The organism is Arenimonas malthae CC-JY-1, from assembly GCF_000747075.1.
GTDB classification, from domain to species: domain Bacteria; phylum Pseudomonadota; class Gammaproteobacteria; order Xanthomonadales; family Xanthomonadaceae; genus Arenimonas; species Arenimonas malthae.
The window spans coordinates 1-13,539 of sequence record NZ_AVCH01000220.1 but is presented as its reverse complement, the minus strand read 5'-3'; the positions used below and the strand labels follow the sequence as shown (position 1 = coordinate 13,539).

General features: G+C 72.4%; 13 protein-coding genes. 4 read left to right on the top strand and 9 right to left on the bottom strand.

Annotated elements, in window-relative coordinates; genetic code table 11:
* From tilS to N790_RS14910, 3 genes are all read left to right on the top strand, one after another.
* A partial coding sequence (tilS, locus tag N790_RS14920; protein WP_043805505.1) for a tRNA lysidine(34) synthetase TilS occupies nt 1–693 on the top strand: 693 nt, incomplete at its 5' end.
* A gap of 89 nt (nt 694–782) precedes the next feature.
* A complete protein-coding gene (locus N790_RS14915; protein ID WP_043805504.1) occupies nt 783–1,037 on the top strand; it encodes an exodeoxyribonuclease VII small subunit in 255 nt (84 codons plus the stop codon).
* Nucleotides 1,027–1,908, top strand: coding sequence for a polyprenyl synthetase family protein (locus N790_RS14910; RefSeq protein ID WP_043805503.1), 882 nt, complete (start codon nt 1,027–1,029; stop codon nt 1,906–1,908). Before N790_RS14915 ends, N790_RS14910 begins: the two co-directional genes overlap by 11 nt.
* Before the next feature lie 68 nt (nt 1,909–1,976).
* Here the strand turns inward: N790_RS14910 and N790_RS14905 are convergent, their stop codons facing one another.
* Entirely contained in the window at nt 1,977–2,321 is a 345-nt protein-coding gene (locus N790_RS14905; protein WP_425388043.1) for a DUF4870 domain-containing protein, read from the bottom strand.
* 168 nt (nt 2,322–2,489) lie between these two features.
* The gene (pmbA, locus tag N790_RS14900; protein ID WP_043805501.1) at nt 2,490–3,848 is read right to left on the bottom strand and encodes a metalloprotease PmbA; all 1,359 of its coding nucleotides are present in this window, start codon (nt 3,846–3,848) and stop codon (nt 2,490–2,492) included.
* A gap of 35 nt (nt 3,849–3,883) precedes the next feature.
* Here pmbA and yjgA point away from each other — a divergent pair, with 35 nt between their 5' ends.
* Nucleotides 3,884–4,423: a ribosome biogenesis factor YjgA gene (gene yjgA, locus N790_RS14895; RefSeq protein ID WP_043805500.1), complete on the top strand. Its 540-nt coding sequence runs from the start codon at nt 3,884–3,886 to the stop codon at nt 4,421–4,423.
* 32 nt (nt 4,424–4,455) lie between these two features.
* Here yjgA and tldD read toward each other — a convergent pair whose 3' ends face one another.
* The 7 genes from tldD to nadD form a co-directional block, all read right to left on the bottom strand.
* A complete protein-coding gene (gene tldD / locus N790_RS14890; RefSeq protein ID WP_043805499.1) occupies nt 4,456–5,898 on the bottom strand; it encodes a metalloprotease TldD in 1,443 nt (480 codons plus the stop codon).
* Between the two features lie 59 nt (nt 5,899–5,957).
* Nucleotides 5,958–9,842, bottom strand: a complete 3,885-nt coding sequence (locus tag N790_RS14885; protein WP_052386001.1) for a YhdP family protein — start codon at nt 9,840–9,842, stop codon at nt 5,958–5,960.
* 6 nt (nt 9,843–9,848) lie between these two features.
* A complete protein-coding gene (gene rng, locus N790_RS14880; RefSeq protein WP_043805498.1) occupies nt 9,849–11,339 on the bottom strand; it encodes a ribonuclease G in 1,491 nt (496 codons plus the stop codon).
* A gap of 9 nt (nt 11,340–11,348) precedes the next feature.
* Nucleotides 11,349–11,918, bottom strand: a complete 570-nt coding sequence (locus N790_RS14875; protein ID WP_043805497.1) for a Maf family protein — start codon at nt 11,916–11,918, stop codon at nt 11,349–11,351.
* A gap of 52 nt (nt 11,919–11,970) precedes the next feature.
* On the bottom strand, nt 11,971–12,441 hold the full coding sequence (gene rlmH, locus N790_RS14870) for a 23S rRNA (pseudouridine(1915)-N(3))-methyltransferase RlmH (RefSeq protein ID WP_043805496.1): 471 nt from the start codon (nt 12,439–12,441) through the stop codon (nt 11,971–11,973).
* Nucleotides 12,442–12,568: 127 nt separating this feature from the next.
* Nucleotides 12,569–12,970, bottom strand: coding sequence for a ribosome silencing factor (gene rsfS / locus N790_RS14865; protein ID WP_043805493.1), 402 nt, complete (start codon nt 12,968–12,970; stop codon nt 12,569–12,571).
* 48 nt (nt 12,971–13,018) lie between these two features.
* Nucleotides 13,019–13,539 (bottom strand): nicotinate-nucleotide adenylyltransferase (gene nadD, locus N790_RS14860; protein WP_043805492.1); only part of this gene is annotated, 521 nt, incomplete at its 5' end.

Here is a 13,539-nt window from a genome sequence, read left to right as displayed (position 1 = left end):
GCCGAACGCTGGCCGCAGGCTTCGGCTTCGCTGGCGCGCAGCGCCGCGCTCCTGGCCACCCAGGCCGACCTGCTGGCCGGCGAGGACGCGCGCCGGCTGGCGCAGGTGCAGGGCCTCGATCCGGCCTCGCTCTCGGTGCCGGCCCTGCTGGCCGAACCCGCCGGCTGGCGCGACCGCCTGCTGCGCGCCTGGGTCGCCGCCCTGGGCCTGCCGCCGCTGCCGGCCGACGCCACCGCCACGCTCGCCCGCGAATTGCTGCACGCTCGCCCCGACGCGAGCGCCGCGTTCGCCTGGTCCGGCGCCGTGATGCACCGCTGGCGCGACCTGCTGCACGCCGGCTTGGAACGCACGCCGCTGCCCGCCGACTGGTCGGCCGAATGGACCGGCGAATCCCCTCTGCGGCTGCCCACCGGCGACACGCTCGCGCTCGACCCACCCCGCCGCTTCGACACGCCCCTGCGCGTGCACGCCCGCCAGGGCGGCGAACGCCTGGTGCTGCCAGGCCGCAGCCACCACACCGAACTCAAGCACGCCCTGCAGGACCTCGGCGTCCCGCCCTGGGAGCGCGCCCGCCTTCCCCTGCTGTCCGCCGCCGACGGCACCCTGCTCGCCGCCGCCGACCTCATCCTCTCCGCGCCCCTGTCCGCCTGGCTCGCCGCCAACGCGACCAGGCTGCGGTGGGAGCGGGATTGAGAGCGGTTTTGCCTCGGATTCACGCGGAGAAAAACCATTCCCCCAAGCCCCCGTTGACCCCACCAACCCGCAACCGCCACACTTCGCGCATGGCCGCCAAGACTCCCGCCCCGCCGTCGCCCGTCGCCCAGTTCGAGTCGTCGCTGGACGAGCTCGAGCAGCTGGTGCAGAAGATGGAAAAGGGCGAGATGTCGCTCGACGACTCGCTGGCGGCCTACGAGCGCGGCGTGAACCTCTACCGCCAGTGCCAGGGCGCGCTGGAGCAGGCCGAGCTGCGCGTACGCCTGCTCAGCGACCCGGCCGATCCCGAGACCGCCCAGCCCTTCCAGCCCGATGCCAGCTGAGCCGCAGCTGGCGCGCTGGCTGCAGCGCGTCGAGGCCCGCCTGGAATCCGAACTACCCCGGGGCGACCAATCGCCCGAACGCCTGCACCAGGCCATGCGCCACGCCGTACTCGGTGGCGGCAAGCGCCTGCGGCCGATGCTGGTGTACGCCGCCGGCTGCGCCACCGGCGCCGACGAAACCCTGCTCGACGCGCCCGCCGCCGCGGTGGAGCTGGTGCACGCCTATTCGCTGGTGCACGACGACCTGCCGGCCATGGACGACGACGACCTGCGCCGCGGCCGCCCCACCGTGCACGTGGCCTTCGACGAAGCCACCGCCATCCTCGCCGGCGACGCGCTGCAGGCGCTGGCCTTCGCGGCGCTGGCACGGGAAGACCGCGCCGGCGCCGGACTGCGCGTGGCCTGGCTGTTAGCCCTGGCCGATGCCGCGGGCGCCCGCGGGATGTGCGGCGGCCAGGCCCTGGACATGGACGGCACCGGCGCCACGCTGCCCCTGCCCGAACTCGAACGCCTGCACGCGCTCAAGACCGGCGCCCTGATCCGCGCCGCGGTGCGCCTGGGCGCGCTGGCCGGCGACGCCGACGCCGCCACGCTGGCGCGGCTGGATGAATTCGCCGCGGCGCTCGGCCTGGCCTTCCAGATCCGCGACGACATCCTCGACATCGAGGCCAGCAGCGAACAGCTGGGCAAGACCGCCGGCAAGGACCAGGCCCAGGCCAAGTCCACCTACCCCGCGCTGCTGGGCCGCGACGGCGCCGCCGCCGCCCTGGCCGCGCAGGTGGAACGCATGGACGCGGCCCTGGCCGGCCTGCCCGGCGACCTGGCGCCACTGCGTGCGCTGGCGACGATGGCGGTCGAACGCTCGCACTGAAACCGCGCCACGCGCAAAAACAAAGGGCGGCCCGAGGGCCGCCCTTCGTGTTCGTGCAGGCGATGCGATTACTTGATCAGGCGGATCGTCATCGGATAGCGGTACGAAATGCCGTCCTTCGCCTTGATCGACGCCATGATGATCAGCACCAGCGCGCCGATGCCGATGATCACCATCAGCGGCACGGCGATCAGCGCGCCGATGCCCAGGGTGACGATCGAGAAGACGACGAGCACGACCATGGCGATCGCGATGGTGATGTTGAAGTTCAGCGCTTCCTTGCCCTGCTCATCGACGAAGGGCATGGTGTCCTTCTTCATCAGCCAGATGACCAGCGGGCCCAGGAAGCAGCCCCAGCCACCGACGGCGCCGGTCAGCAGGCCGCCCAGCAGGGCGGAAAGGTGGGCGAACATGGCCCACTGGCGCTCGTCCTCGGACGGCGAGCCGGAGGGCGCCGGCGGCGGCGCTGCGTTTTCCATCGGATCCGACATCATTATTCCCCTTGCGTGGTGGTAGGCCCGCCCCTGGCGGGCTCGCCGGCCACTGTCACGCCTAGTGAAGATGCTGTCAAGGCTCCGGGCTCAGGCCTCGCCGGCCACCGTCATGCGGCCCACCAGCACCGAGCCGATGCCCACGTGCGAACGCCGGTCCACGTCGGCGCCCACGGCTTCGATGGCCTGGAAGATCTCGGGCAGCCGGCCGGCGATGGTCAGTTCGTCCACCGGGTGCGCGATGCGCCCGCCTTCCACCCAGAAGCCCGAGGCGCCGCGGGAATAGTCGCCGGTCACGGTGTTCGCGCCCTGCCCCATCAGCTCGGTCACCAGCAGGCCGGTGCCCATGCCGCGCACCATCTCGTCGAGGTCGCGCGCGTTCGCCGACACTTCCAGGTTGTGCACGCCGCCGGCGTTGCCGGTGCTTTCCAGCCCGAGCTTGCGCGCCGAGTAGCTGCCCAGCAGGTAGCGCACCAGCACGCCGTCGCGCACCAGGTCGGAATCGACGGTGGCCACGCCCTCGTGGTCGAAGGCCGAGGAACGCAGGCCGCGCATCAGGTGCGGGCGCTCCACGATCGAGAACCAGTCCGGCAGGATGCGCTTGCCGGCGTGGTCGAGCAGGAAGCTGGCGCGGCGGTAGAGCGCGCCGCCGGACACGGCGTTGAGCAGGTGCCCGACCAGGCTGCGCGCCATCTCGGGCGCGAACAGCACGGGGTAGTCGCCGGTGCGGATGGGCCGCGGGTCGAGCCGGGCCACGGTGCGTTCGGCGGCCTTGCGGCCCACGAGCGCCGGCGATTCCAGGTCGTCGGGCGAGAGCGCGCTGGTGTACCAGTAATCGCGCTGCATGCCGTCGCCGCGGCCGGCGATGAGCGAGAGGCTGAGCGAATGGTTGGTGCCGCGCTCGGCGCCCAGGAAACCGTGGCTGTTGGCGTACACCGACACGCTGTCGCCGGTGTAGGTGGAGGCGCCGTCGGAATTGGCGATGCGCGGGTCGGCCGCGCGGCCGGCGGCCTCGGCCTCCAGCGCCAGCGCGATGGCGCCGTCGGCATCGAGCGACCACGGGTGCCAGCCGTCGAACTCGCGCAGGTCGGTGGCCATGCGGTGGGCGTCGGCCAAGCCGTTGCAGGGGTCGGGCTCGGTGTAGCGGGCGATGGCGCAGGCCTGCTCCACGGTGGCCTCGAGGCTGCCCGGCTGCAGGTCGGCGGTGCTGGCATTGCCCTTGCGCTGGCCGAAATACACGGTCACGGCGACGCCGCGGTCGGAAGTGCGCTCCACCGTCTCGACCTCGCCCATGCGCACGTTCACCGACAGGCCGCGGTCGTCGTTCATCAGCACCTCGGCCTGGCTGGCGCCGCGGGCGGCGGCCAGGCGCAGGACCTCGCGGGCGGCCGCCGAAAGGCGCTCCATCCGGGCCCGGGAGTCGTCGGAAGCTGCTTCAATGGGGTTCATGGGCGTATCCTTGCGCTCCGGACGGATGGTTTGCGATGCACGAAGAAGAAGAGTTCAACGAAGAAGACGGCGATTTCGGCCCGAGCCGAAGCGAGCAGCGTCGCGAGGCGCTGGCGGTGCTGGAGCTGGCCCTGCGCCTGGTCGAGCTGAGCGAGGCACGGATCGCCCAGATCCCCATGGACGAGGACCTGCGCGCCCTGGTGCTGGCCTCGCGCAAGATCACCGCGCAGATCGCCCGCAAGCGGCAGGTGCAGTACCTGGCCAAGCACATGCGGCGCGAGGAGCCCGAGGCCCTGGAAGCGATCCGCGCCGCGCTCGACCACGACAAGGCCGACCACCGGCGCGAGGCGCAGGCCCTGCACCAGGTCGAATACTGGCGCGACCGGCTCATCGCCGACGGCGACGACGCGCTGTCGGAACTGCTGGCGCAGCATCCGGACGCCGACCGCCAGCACCTGCGCCAGCTGGCGCGCAACGCCCAGGCCGAGCGCCTGAAGAACAAACCCCCGCACGCCTTCCGCGAACTCTTCCGCGAACTCCGCGACCTGCTGTCGCATCCGCCGGAGAGCGAGTAACGGTTCTTCTCCCACGGCCAAACCTAAGGCCATCACGCGCGGGTGCCGCCGATGGTCATGGCGTCGATCCTGAGGGTGGGCTGGCCGACGCCGACCGGGACCGACTGGCCGTCCTTGCCGCAGACGCCCACGCCCTCGTCCAGCGCCAGGTCGCGGCCCACCATCGAGACGCGGGTCATGGTTTCCGGACCGTTGCCGATGAGCGTGGCGCCCTTCACCGGGCGGGTGATCTTCCCGTCCTCGATCAGGTAGGCCTCGGAGGCCGAGAACACGAACTTGCCGCTGGTGATGTCCACCTGGCCGCCGCCGAAGTTCGGCGCGTACAGGCCCTTCTTCACCGAGGCGATGATCTCGCCCGGGTCGTAGTTGCCGGCCAGCATGTAGGTGTTGGTCATGCGCGGCATGGTGAGCTGCGCGAAGCTCTCGCGGCGGCCGTTGCCGGTGGGCGCCATGCCCATCAGGCGGGCGTTGAGCGTGTCCTGCAGGTAGCCGCGCAGGATGCCGTCCTCGATGAGCGTGGTGCACTGCGTCGGCGTGCCCTCGTCGTCGACGTTGAGCGAACCGCGGCGGCCGGCCAGGGTGCCGTCGTCGACGATGGTCACGCCCGGCGCCGCCACGCGCTCGCCGATGCGACCGGCGTACACCGAGGTGCCCTTGCGGTTGAAGTCGCCCTCCAGGCCGTGGCCCACGGCTTCGTGCAGCAGCACGCCGGGCCAGCCCGGGCCCAGCACCACCGGCAGCGTGCCGGCCGGCGCGTCCACGGCTTCCAGGTTCACCAGTGCCTGGCGCAGCGCCTCGCGCGCCACGGCCTGCGGGCGGCCGCCGGAAAACAGTTCCTCGTAGGAATAGCGCCCGCCGGCGCCGGCGTAACCCTGCTCGCGGCGGCCGTCCTGCTCGACGATCACCTGCACGTTGAAGCGCACCAGCGGCCGCACGTCGGAAGCCAGCACGCCGTCGCTGCGCGCGATGAGCACGGTGTCCACGCCGCCCGAGAGGCTCACGATCACCTGCTTCACGCGCGGGTCGGCCTCGCGCAGCCACTGGTCGACGGCGCGCAGGGCGCCGATCTTGTCGTCGGTGCCCAGGCCCTCGATCGGGTCCAGCGGCGCGTAAAGTTCGCGCCCGGGCACCACGATGCGCTGGCCGGCGCGGTGCTGCTGGCCGTCGCGGCTGATGGCGCGCGCGGCGGCGGCCGATTCCAGCAGCGCCTCGGCGCGGATGTCGTCGGAATAGGCGAAACCGGTCTTCTCGCCACTGACCGCGCGCACGCCCACGCCCTGCTCGATGGCGTGCGAACCGTCCTTGACGATGCCGTCCTCGACCATCCAGCTCTCGCGCCGGCTGTGCTGGAAATACAGGTCGCCGAAGTCCACGCCCGGGCCCATCAGGCGGCCAAAGGCCTGGTCCAGCACCTCCAGGCCAAGGCCGGCGGGGGCGAGCAGGCGCGACTGCGCCAGGGTCAGGGTCTGGGTCATCCGGGGGTGCCGATGCGGAAAGGGGATAGCTTGTCAGATGCGGCCCGACGCCGCCTGCTTCAAGGCTTGCGCGGGGAATCGTCCACCGGCGGCGGGCCGCGTTCGATCACCTCGACCTCGGGCTCGGCCCAGGGCCCCGTCACGCGGTAGACCGTGCGCGCCGCCTGCTTCAGCGGCTGCTGCAGCACCGCCTGCGCCACCGCGCCCACCGCCGCACCCACCGGGCCACCGGCAATCGCGCCGATGGCGGGCAGCACGCCGCCGGCCTTGGGCAGCACTTCGATGCGCTGGTCGTAGCGCTGGCGGCGCAGGTCGGTGGAACCGCTGACGCGGATCTCCGCCGCCGGGCCGTTGATCTGCAGCAGGTCGGTGCTGGCCTGGCCGTTGGCGAACACGAATTCGCCGCCCATGGTGTTGAAGCCGAAACCCTTGGCGAAGAAGTCCTTGAAGTCCAGGGTCAGCCGGCGCGGGATCTCGGCCAGCGAAATCAGGCCCAGCACGCGCCCGCCGCCACCCGGCTCGACTTCCAGCAGCGCGCCCTCGCCCACCTCGACCTTGAAGCGGCCGTTGAAGCGCGCCAGCGCGAATTCGCCCGGCGAACCGGACCAGTAGCCGTCGAGCCGGCCCTTCGTGGGCCCGCCTTCGACCATGCCCGACAGCCCGAACGCGCCGAGCAGGTCGCCGAGTGCGCCGGCGGAAAAATCCACCTCGAACTGCGAGCGCGAACGCCCCGCCGAGGTGCGAATCCAGTCGCCGGCGGCGGTCAGTTCGAATCCCGGCGCGCGGGTGGCGAATCGCTCCACCCGCAGGCCCTCGGAAGCCGGGCGCGCCTTCAGCTCGGCCTTGCCCAGCGCCAGCGCGCCCAGGCGCAGGTCGTCCACGGTGAAGTCGAGCGGCGGCAGCTTGCGCGGGTCCTGGCCTTCTTCCTCCGGCGCCTCCGGTTCGGGCGGCGGCGGCAGGTTCGCCAGCGCTTCGCCGGCCGTGGCCAGCGTGTCGTCGATGGGAAACGCCTCGGCGGCCGCCGGCGTTTCGCGCTCGGGCCAGTGCAGGCGCGCGAAGCGGCCCACCACGCCCTGCGCCAGTTCGGCGGGCACCTGGATTTCACCCGCCACGGCCGGGCCGGCCAGGTCGATGCGGGTACGCGCCGGCTCCCGCAGCAGGCGCACGCGGGTGTCGGCGAAGGGCGAACCCAGCAGGTCGAGCGAATCCACCTGCAGGTCCACCTCGCGCAGGCCGCCGGTGCCCTCGCCGCCCGCGGCGAAACCCACCCAGCCGGCGGCGTCGAGCGTGGCGCTGCGGCCGCGCACCACCAGGCCCTGTTCCGGCAGCGCCAGGTTGCCGCCTTCGCCCATGCGGATCACGCCGGTCATGGCGCCATCCTCGCCGGCGCGGCCGCGCAGGCGCAGCAATTCGCCCAGGCGAAGTTGCACCTCGCCGCCGGACACCGGCAGCGGTGCGTCCAGGCGCAGCGGCAGGCTGGCGTCGGCGGTTTTGGCCAGCGGCGCCGGCAGCGTGATGGCCACGCCGGCGAGGTCGCTTTCCACCCGCAGGCGCGAGGCCGGCGCGGGCTGGCCGGGCGCCGTGGCCGGCACGTCCACCTGGATGTCCCAGCGGCCGCGGCCCTGCAGGTAGGGACGCAGCCAGCCCAGCGGTTCATGCCGGGCGAGCAGCGATTCGGCCGGGAATTCACCCTGCAGGCTGGCGCGCGCGGCCAGGGCCGGGTCGTCGGTGTCGCTGCCGACCACGAGGTTGAACACCGCCGGCTGGCCCTCGAACTGCACCTGCAGGTCTTCGGTGTAGAACCCGCCGTCGCTGAAGCGCGTCAGGCCCTGGACGTCGGTGAACAGGATGTCCCAGCGCGGATCGGCCAGGCGCGCATCCGACAGCGCCAGCGTGCCTTCGATGCGGCGCCCGCCCAGGCGCGCGGCCAGCGGCAGGTCGAGCTGCACTTCCACCCGCGCGTCGCCGACCACGGACGCCTCGCGCAGGTGGGTTTCGTACTTCTCGCGCAGCGGGCTGGCCAGCATCAGCGCCTGCAGCGGTTCGCCGCGGGTGGGCGACACGATGTCCAGGCGCAGGCGCGGGTCCTTGAAGCTGGCGATGTCGCCGGCCACGCGCTCGACCGGGTTGCCGGCGATTTCGCCGGTGCCTTCGAGCGTCATGCCCGGGCCATCGAAGCCGACGTCGAGGTTCATGTTCTCGGCGTCCGGCCAGGCCGGGTTGAAGCGCACGCGGGCGCCGGCCACGCGGGTGCGGGCGTCGAAGCGGCCCTGGCCTTCGCGGAAGGGCCAATCGTCGAGGTCGCCGGCGAACACCACGCGCCCGTCCAGCACGCCGCCTTCGAGCAGCGCCTCGTCGAGCCACTTGATCGTCGCCGGCGGCATCTTGCCTTCGACCCAGAACTTGCGCGCCGCGACCACGGTGGTCGGGTCGAGCGCGGCGGCCAGGTCGAGCCGCGGCTTGCTGCCGTCGCCCTGGAACTGCAGCTCGGCGCGCACGCTGGTGCCGAAATCCGGGCCGCGCACGCGCAGCCGGCTGGCGCCGAGGCTCCACTGCCCGCCCTCGCGCCACCAGCCCAGCAGTCCGTCCAGGCGCAGGTCGAGCGGCTCGCGGAAACGCCCCGGCCACTGGAACGCCGCCGGCGCAGGTTCGAGCTGCAGCACGCCGCCGCGCTGGTCGAAGGCGGCGCTGCCGTCCAGGCCCTGCAGGCCCGGTCGGGTTTCATAGGGTTGCCAGCCGACCTCGTGGAAACGCAGCGAGCCCGACCAGTCGCCCTCGCGGCCGCCGACCCGCACGTCGCGCAGCTCGCCGTCGGGCGCGGCGCGGTGCAGCCACTGGCGCAGGCCCTCGGGCACGCGCTCGCTGAGGCTGGCCAGCTGCCGCGCCGGCACCAGGTCCAGGCGCGGCGCCTGCAGCGCGAAACGTTCGCCGCCGGCCAGCCACAGGCCGTCGAAATACCGTGGCTCGACCCGGCCCGGCTCATGGAAATGCAGTTCGGGGGCATGCAGCTGCCAGCCGTTTTCACCGGCCTGCCAGCGCGCCAGCAGGTTCACGCGTTCGTAGGCCACCGGCGGCGAGGTGGGCTCGCCCCCGGCGCCCGGCAGCCAGGGCCGGCGCGCGCCCAGCGCCAGCGGCGCGAATTCGGCGCGGGTGCGCACGTCCATGACGCGCTGCGCGTCGATGCTGGCCCACAGGTCCACTTCCGCGGCGCCCGCCACCACCAGGCCGGTGTCGGCCAGCAGGCGCGACCACTGGCCCAGGTCCAGGCGCTTGCCGCCGGCCCAGAGCTTGCCCGACCAGTCGCCACGGCGCAGGTCGGCCACCGCGTTCACCGGCTGCCCGGCGGGGTCGGCCCAGGCGCGCACGCCGGCCAGGACATGTTCGCCGCTGACGCGCAGGCGCAGGTCCACCCGCGGCAGGTCCAGCGGCGCCTTGAAATTGGGCGAGCGCACTTCCAGCCGCGCGCGCTCCACCTGCAGTTCGCCCAGGGCTTCGAGCGTGTCGAGCGGATCGACGCCGGGCTTGGGTTCGAACGGCAGGCCGGCCAGGCGCCAGCGGCGGTCTTCGCCCTGCTCGAGCACCAGGGCGAGGTCGCGCACCTTCAGCTCGGTCAGCGGTTCGCCGGGCAGCAGGCCCGAATACACCGCCACCAGCAGCTCGGCGCGGCCGATGTCGAGCCGGCGTTCGCCGGCGCCCACGCTCAGGCCCTCGAGCGTGAACCTCGGGCCGCGCCGGGTCCATTCGCCGCGGGCGCCATCGAAGGCCACGGGCTGGCCGATGCGCAGCGACAGCCAGCTGGCCACCTTCTCCGGGTTGCGCTCGACCAGCGGCAGCAGCTGGTTGAGCGCGCCGACCGCGGTGGCCAGCAGGATCAGCACCACCAGGAAGCCGTAACCCAGCAGTCGGCGGGTGTGGCGGATCCGTCGGCGCAGGGCGGTGGTCATGCGGGTTTACAGCAGGACCACGTCGTACTGCTCCTGCGCGTACTGCTCGTCGGCCTGGAAGCGGATGGACTTGCCCAGGAATTCCTCGAGCTCGGCCACGGCCGCCGATTCCTCCTCGGTGATCTTGTTCACGACCTTCGGCGAGGCGATCACCAGCAGCTGCTGGGCCTCGAACTGGCGCACGGCGCGGGTGATCTCGCGGAAGATCTCGTAGGTCAGGGTCTCGGCGGTCTTGAGCGTGCCGCGGCCGTTGCACTCGTGGCACGGCTCGCAGAGCTGGCGCTCGAGGCTGTCGGTGGTGCGCTTGCGCGTCATCTCCACCAGGCCCAGCGGCGAGAATTCGTGGAACGACGTGCGGGCGTGGTCGTGCGCCAGGCCCTTCTCGAGCGTGCGCAGCACCTGCCGCTTGTGCTCGTCGTCGGTCATGTCGATGAAGTCGATGATGATGATGCCGCCCAGGTTGCGCAGCCGCAGCTGGCGCGCCACCGCCTGCGCGGCCTCGAGGTTGGTGCGGTACACCGTTTCCTCGAGGTTGCGCTGGCCCAGGAAGGAGCCGGTGTTGACGTCGATGGTGGCCATGGCCTCGGTCTGGTCGATCACCAGGTAACCGCCGGACTTGAGCGGCACTTCCTTCTGCAGGGCGCGCTGGATCTCATCCTCGACGCCGTAGAGGTCGAAGATGGGCCGTTCGCCCGAATAGTGCTCGATGCGCGAGGCCAGGGCCGGCATGAACTGGCGGGCGAAGGTGCTCAGGCGCTCGTGCGCCTCGCGCGAATCCACCTTCACCGAGTCGACGTTCTTGCGCATCAGGTCGCGCACCGCGCGCATGGGCAGCGCCAGGTCTTCGTAGATGCGCTGGCCGACCTTGCGGCTGGCGCTGGCCTCGCGCACCACCTCCCAGGCCCGGCGCAGGTAGGCCACGTCCTCGGCCAGGGCCTCGGCGGGCTGGCCTTCGGCGTTGGTGCGCACGATGTAGCCCTGGCCGCTGCCGTTGGCCAGCTCGGCCATGATGGCCTTGAGCCGCGCGCGTTCGCCTTCGTCCTCGATGCGCGCCGACACGCCGAGCACGCGCGAGTGCGGCAGGAACACCAGGTAGCGCGAGGGAATGGAGATCTGCGTGGTGAGCCGGGCGCCCTTGCTGCCGATCGGGTCCTTCACCACCTGCACCACGATCTCCTGGCCCTCGTGCACCAGCGAGCCGATGGCCGGGGTCGGCGCGGGCACGGCGGCGGCGGCGGGATCGGCTTCGGCCTCGGACTGCGCGGCCGGCACCTTGATGATGTCGGAGGCATGCAGGAAGGCGGCGCGCTCGAGCCCGATCTCGACGAAGGCCGCCTGCATGCCGGGCATCACCCGCTGCACCCGGCCCTTGTAGATGTTGCCCACCACGCCGCGGCGCGAGGTACGCTCGATGTGCAGCTCCTGCAGCATGCCGTTTTCGACCACCGCCACGCGGGTCTCGCGCGGGGTGACGTTGATCAGGATTTCCTCGGACACGGCGCCCCCTCAGTCCAGCAGGCCGAAGCCGCGCAGCAGGCGCGCGGTTTCGTGCAGGGGCAGGCCCATCACGCCGGAATGGCTGCCGGACAGATGGGCGACGAAGGCCGCCGCGCGGCCCTGGATGGCGTAGGCGCCGGCCTTGCCGAAACATTCGCCGCTGGCGACGTAGGCGTCGATGCGGGCGTCGGTGAGCGGCTCGAAGCGCACGTCGGTGATGCAGGTGGCATGCGCCTCGCGGCCGGCGCTGACCAGCCACACCGAGGAAATGCAGCGGTGCGTGCGGCCCGACAGCGTGCGCAGCATGCGCGCGGCGTCGGCGGCGTCGGTGGGCTTGCCGTAGACCACGTCGTCGAGCACCACCTCCGTGTCGGCGCCCAGCACGACGGCGTGCGGGTTGGCCACCACGGCCAGCAGGCCGGCGCCGGCCTTCTCGCGCGCCACCCGGCTGACGTAGGCCTCGGGCGGCTCGCCCGGCTGGCGCTGCTCCGGGACGTCCACGTCGAGCAGTCCGAAGGTCATGCCGAGCTGCGTGAGCAGCTCGCGGCGGCGGGGCGATTGCGAGGCGAGATAGAGCATGCCGCAAGCATAGCCTTTGACCGCGGCGGGGGGCATCACCCGCGAAGGGCGTTCAGGCGCGGTGGTAGGGGTGGTTGGCGAGCAGGCTGGCGGCGCGGTAGACCTGCTCGGCCAGCACCAGGCGCACCAGCATGTGCGGCAGCGTGAGCGGTCCCAGCGACCAGGTTTCGTCGGCGGCGGCCAGCACGTCGGGGGCGTGGCCCTCGGGGCCGCCGATCAGGAAGGCCAGGTCCCGGCCCTGCTGGCGCCAGTGCTCCAGGCGCTGCGCCAGCTGTTCGGACGACCAGGCCTTGCCGCGACCGTCCAGCGCCACCACCCAGGCATTGCGCGGCAGGGCGGCCTGCACGCGCACGCCCTCGTCGGCCATCGCGCGCGCGGCGTCGCGGCCCTTGCCCCGCAGCCCCGGCGCCACCTCCACCAGTTCCAGCGGCAACCAGTGCGACAACCGCTTCTGGTACTCGGCAAACCCCTCGGCCACCCACCCGGGCGCCTTCTCCCCCACCGCGACCAGCCGGGCCTTCATTGGCTTCCGGTGCAGCAGGGTTTGGCCACGGATTTACGCGGATGGACGCGGATGGAGCGAAAAGCCATTCGAATTGCTTCCGCCTTATCCGCGTCCATGTGCGCAAACCCGTGGCTGGAAAACCGCTTCAACCCGCCGCGGAGTCCTCGGGCGGCTGGTCGCCGACGGTCCACAGGCGCTCGAGGGCGTAGAACTCGCGGATGCGGGGCAGCATGACGTGCACGATCACGTCGCCCAGGTCCACCAGCACCCACTCGGCCTCGCGCTCGCCCTCCACGCCCAGCGGCATCACGCCGCACTTCTTGGCGAACTTCACCACTTCGTCGGCCACCGACTTCACGTGGCGGGTGGAGGTGCCGGAAGCGACCACCAGGTAGTCGGCGATGCTGGTCTTGCCGCGCACGTCGATCTCGACGGCATCCTTGGCCTTCATTTCCTCGAGGGCGAGGCGGACCTGCTTGAGGATGGCTTCCGGCTGGGGGGCCGGGTCGGGCATCTGGGTCTTGATGACGTGGGCTTGGGTGGTCAACGGGGTGCTCTGGCGTGAAAGACGGGCCGGATTATACGCCCGGGGGGCTCAGGGCGTCCGGTAAAGGCCGCGGCGGGCGATTTCGGCGGCCACGGCGGGGGCCAGCCAGTCGCCGGTATCGACGCCTTCGCGCAGCCGGCGGCGCAGTTCGGTGGCCGAGGCGGGGTGCAGGGGCATGTCCAGGCGCAGGAGTCGCCCGGCCGGGCTTTCCGCCAGTTCCGCCGCGTCGGTGGCCCAGCGGCCGGCGCAGGCGCGCTCCAGCGCCGGCGGAAGCCGTTCCAGCCCGTGCCCGGGGCGCACGGCCACCACGAAATGGGCCAGGTCGAACAGGTCGGTCCACTCGTGCCAGGTCGCCAGGTCGCGGAAGGCGTCGGCACCCACGAGCCAGGCCAGCGGCGCCGCCGGCCCCCGTTCGGCGCGCAGGCCGCGCAGGGTGTCGACGGTGTAGGAACGGCCGTCGCGGTGCAGTTCGCGGCGGTCCACCGACAGGCCGGGCTCGCCGGCGATGGCCAGTTCCAGCAGGGCCGCGCGGTCGTCGGCGCCGGCGCCGGGGGCGTCGCGGTGCGGCG